Genomic DNA, 3,968 nt, shown 5'->3' with positions numbered 1-3,968 from the left:
CCGGGCCTCCACCGCCAGCATCAGGGAGAGGCCGGTGATCACCCAGATGGAGAAGAGCTGAGCCGTGATCCGCGAGCGCTGGCCCGGGCAGAGGTCACCGCGCCACAGCACTATACCAAGGGCGATGAGTGCCCCCAGCGCCATCAGACCGGTCAGGGGAAAGAGCCAAAAAGGGAGTTGGACGAACATGACGCCTCCAGCAACAAGGATTCAGGATGCGCCTGTGGGGCGCCCGGGAAGGGGGCGAGTATACCCAAACCCACGCCCATCCCCAATCCCTGCAACCGCTGGCCAGGGATTTTGTGGCGGCGCCTTGTCAGCCTGCCGGGGCAGACGAGCGGATCAGCCCTGACCGCGCGCCAGCGCCACCACCTTGGCAAACATCTGGCGGATCACCGGCGGGATGTGCTCGCCACCGAGTCGCTCCGCCTCCTCCACCACCGCCAGCGCCATACCCGGTTTGCTGCGGTGGTGAATAGCCTTGTTGATGATGCGCCCGGCATTGAGGGTCGAGCGGCCGCCGACGCCGGCCTCGCGCCTGAACACCGCCTCGAAACCGTTGTGATAGAGGTAGTGCTCTATGTCCGCCGCCGGTAGCTGGGTCAACCGATCCCGCTCCCGCTCTCCCTTGAGCAGTGCCCTGGCCGAGGTGGCGTATTTGAGCCCCGCTTCGTCGCCATCGGTGAGCAGGTGCCACTCTATGCCAAAGTCGCGCGCCACCTTGATGAGCGGCGACTGGCCGCATTGGGCGAACTCTATGATGCGCACCCCTTCCGCCCGCAGACTGTAACCGCAGATCTGGGCCAGCTCGGAGAGCAGCCAGATCTCTGTCTCCCCCTCCACCAGCAGCCAGCAGCGGGCAAACATCGACATGGGGCGGTTGATGCGCACGTGAAAGGCAATCTTGCGCAGATCATCGCTGCTGTAATGTTCGCCACCGAGCTGATGGCAGACGATATCCTGCTGGCGACGCACCAGCCGGCGCACCTGATTCAGGGGCAGGGAGGAGAGCAAGTCGCCCGAGTTGGTGGTGAGCAATTTCTGGCCAGGCAGCTGCTCCAGCAGGCCCCAGGCCAGGGCCAGCATGGTGGGGTGCAGGCGACTTTCGGGATCTTCCAGGATCATGATGGGGCGCGCGCCCTGCTCCAGCTCGCGGTTGCCACGGGCGTTGAGCAGGGTGGCCGCCATGCCCGCCATCGCCAGCTGCAGCGCCCGATTGTCGGCATTGCGCAGCAACGCCTGCAGATTGCCGGGGTTGCGCAACGTCATGGGGCGATTGACGATGTCCCGCTGACTGCGGGGCTTGTTCTTGATGGGGGCAAGGGCATTGAAGTAGTGATCCATCAGCTGGCGCACCGCCTGCAACGCTTCTTTGAGCTCGGGTTCGCCGATGCGCTGAGGCTCGTCGATCAGCTTGTTGGCCAACTGACTCAGCCGGTTCTGCGACAGGTCGTTCCACTTCAGCACCTCCACCCCACTGCGGGCAGTGCGGGCATCCCGCAGCCGGAACACAGGGTTCATGGTGATCAGCAGGCAGACCAGTTCATGGGCATTGTCGATGGGCAGGCTCTTGCCGATGCCGTCGAGAAAGTCATGGGTGGTGGTCACGGATCCGTCAGCCTCCAGCTCGGCGCTGGCGCGATAGTGGATGCGATGGAATTTGTCTTTGTGCTTGACCCAGGAGGCACCCAGTCGGGCCAGACGATGGGAGTGCAGGCACATCTGGGGTCTGTGCTCACTGAAGGTAAGCACCAGTTGCAGATTGCGGGCGGGGGCGAGTTCGGGATCTTCCGGTTGGTGAAAATCGTCGGCCTCGAACTGATAGGGTTCGGCATCCTGCCCCAGCAAGCACCAGAGGGCGCGCAGCAGGCTGGACTTGCCCCAAGCGTTCTCACCGATGAGAACCGTGGTGTTATCCAGCCCGAGCGAGAGACGATTTATTCCGCGAAAACCTTTGACTTCAATGCGTTCCAGAAACATGCGGCCATATCCAGTCCATCCTGATGGCGCAATAGTGGCAAAGTTGCCGGAAAAATCCTATCGGGTCGTGTCGATTTTCAGCGGGAACTGTGAGGCACTACGGGTTCGGGAGGGGTGGGAACACAGGTGCGATCTTGGGGGGCATTCCAGTGGCTGAACCAAAGGTGGCGGGTACGGATCTGACGTTTGCGATAATTCAATGGGCATTCCTTTCAATGGGTAAGCGGTCAATAGTACACCAGTTTTACCCAGAGTCTCAGTGTTATCTGTGACGATAAGATGACAATTGTGCGCGCCACTGACCCGGCGTGAGGCCAAATGCCTCGCGAAAACGGTTGCCAAAGTGGGCCTGGGAGGAGAATCCGCACAGGATGGCGATGCTGGCCAAGGGCTCGGCCCCATTCCCATCGAGTATCGCTGCCTGCTGGCGGCGCTGGCGCTGTTTGCCCTGCTCTCCGTCAGCGGTCGTTTTGCGCGCCTACCCTGGGCGGGTCAACGCTACGCAGCCCTGCTCGGCGCCTTGCCCTTTTCCACCAACTTCCTCTGTTTCTATCACTTCTATCACGTCACCCTCTCTATCCCGAGTGGCATGTCGGCAGTGATTTTCGCCAGCGCCACTATCTTCAACGGCCTCAATCTCTGGCTGTACGAGGGATTTGTCTGGCAGAGGGTCTCTATGGTGGGAGTGGTGTTCAGTTTGCTCGGCAATCTGGTGATCTTCGCCCCGCCCGTGCGGGAGTGGCGCTGGCGGCCAGCCAAGGCGGTGAACGACACTTGCTCCTGAGACCATCAGCCTCTAAGGTAGCGCCATTCGATCTGCGTGATGGCACCACTAGGGGGCACAATGTTACTGGAAGGGCTGGAGACGCTCAGCCTGCTGGCAAGCGAGGGCACCATGGCCAAGGTGGCCAGTCGCCTCTACATCAGCCAGTCGGCGGTGAGCAAGCGCATTGCCCAGCTGGAACAGCGCCTTGGCAAGAAGCTGATCGAGCCGGATGGCCGCCAGATCCGGCTCACCCCGCAGGCACGGGAGCTGCTCGACCGGGTGGCCCCGAGTCTCGCCGAGATGAAGGGAGTGCTGGCCGACAGCCAGACGCTCACCGATCTGACTCCCCTGCCCGTCGCCTGCTCCGAAACCCTGCTGGCGGGCTACCTCGCCCGCTTCATGCACGACTACCTTGGCCGCGATCCTCACATTGCCCTCTCCACCCATCACACCCCCGTGATCCTGGCACGGGTGCGCAGTGGCGACGCCCTGCTCGGCATCTGTGCCGGACGCCTGCCGCCCGGCCATGGCCTGGGAGCCGAGCTATTGCTGGAGGAGCCCTTCTATCTGGTGGGCAACGATCAGGCTGAGGGGATACCGGCAGATCAGCGGCCATTCGTGCAGGGTCAGGGACACAGACGCAAGATCCTGACCATGGATCTGGATAACCCCTCCAACCGCTACCTGCGTGAACCCTTGGCACAATTGGGCTTGGTGCCGGCCATGGAGCTGGACTCCTATCTGGCCTTGATCGAGCTGGCCAAGGCGGGCATAGGGCCTGTGCTCTTGCCGGCGGGCTTGCTGGCACTGGTGGGGGAGCCGGGAGAGAAGGCGCGCCCCTTGCCCGGTCTGGGGCGCCCACTGCACCTGGTCTACCGCCAGAGCAGCCTGAAGCGGGAGCGCATTGCCCGGCTGGTGAGTGCGCTGCGCGCGCAGTTTCGCCACCTCGGCGACGCGGCGCAATAACCCCACACCCGCGCGTGGGGGCTGGCGGTCAATCTGCCGCCTCACGGGATCCAGGCAAACAGCTCGGGATACTGGCTCCACACCAGCTTGGCAGACATCAGCAAGGAGACGGTCACCAACAGCGGCTTGATCAGCTTCACACCTTTTTTCAGCACCATCTTGGAGCCAAAACGGGCGCCGATAAACTGCCCCAGTGCCATGCAGAAACCGACACTCCACACCACCTTGCCCCCGAGGGTGAAAAAAAGCAGGGAGG

General features: G+C 62.7%; 2 protein-coding genes and 4 pseudogenes. 2 read left to right on the top strand and 4 right to left on the bottom strand.

Features of this window, described 5'->3' with window-relative positions; genetic code table 11:
* From AAC083_RS11870 to AAC083_RS11860, 3 genes and pseudogenes are all read right to left on the bottom strand, one after another.
* A pseudogene (locus AAC083_RS11870) lies at positions 1-189 on the bottom strand (hypothetical protein); the annotation flags it as partial.
* Positions 190-342: 153 nt separating this feature from the next.
* Positions 343-1,980 (bottom strand): ATP-dependent endonuclease, encoded by a 1,638-nt coding sequence (locus tag AAC083_RS11865; RefSeq protein ID WP_042034831.1) that lies wholly within the window; start codon positions 1,978-1,980, stop codon positions 343-345.
* A gap of 262 nt (positions 1,981-2,242) precedes the next feature.
* Positions 2,243-2,380: pseudogene (locus tag AAC083_RS11860) on the bottom strand (helix-turn-helix domain-containing protein); the annotation flags it as partial.
* On the opposite strand from AAC083_RS11860, the pseudogene AAC083_RS11855 reads away from it, so the two are divergent.
* Both AAC083_RS11855 and AAC083_RS11850 read left to right on the top strand, forming a co-directional pair.
* Positions 2,372-2,707, top strand: a pseudogene (locus AAC083_RS11855) (EamA family transporter); the annotation flags it as partial. The pseudogenes AAC083_RS11860 and AAC083_RS11855 overlap by 9 nt on opposite strands.
* A gap of 117 nt (positions 2,708-2,824) precedes the next feature.
* Complete coding sequence (locus AAC083_RS11850) at positions 2,825-3,712, top strand: LysR family transcriptional regulator (protein ID WP_108535370.1); 888 nt, start codon at positions 2,825-2,827, stop codon at positions 3,710-3,712.
* A gap of 41 nt (positions 3,713-3,753) precedes the next feature.
* On the opposite strand, the pseudogene AAC083_RS11845 reads toward AAC083_RS11850, so the two are convergent.
* Positions 3,754-3,968: pseudogene (locus AAC083_RS11845) on the bottom strand (TSUP family transporter); the annotation flags it as partial.

The sequence above is a fragment of the Aeromonas sp. HMWF014 genome, from assembly GCF_963878295.1.
Lineage (GTDB): Bacteria > Pseudomonadota > Gammaproteobacteria > Enterobacterales > Aeromonadaceae > Aeromonas > Aeromonas popoffii.
This window is presented reverse-complemented; position numbering and strand designations above follow the sequence as displayed.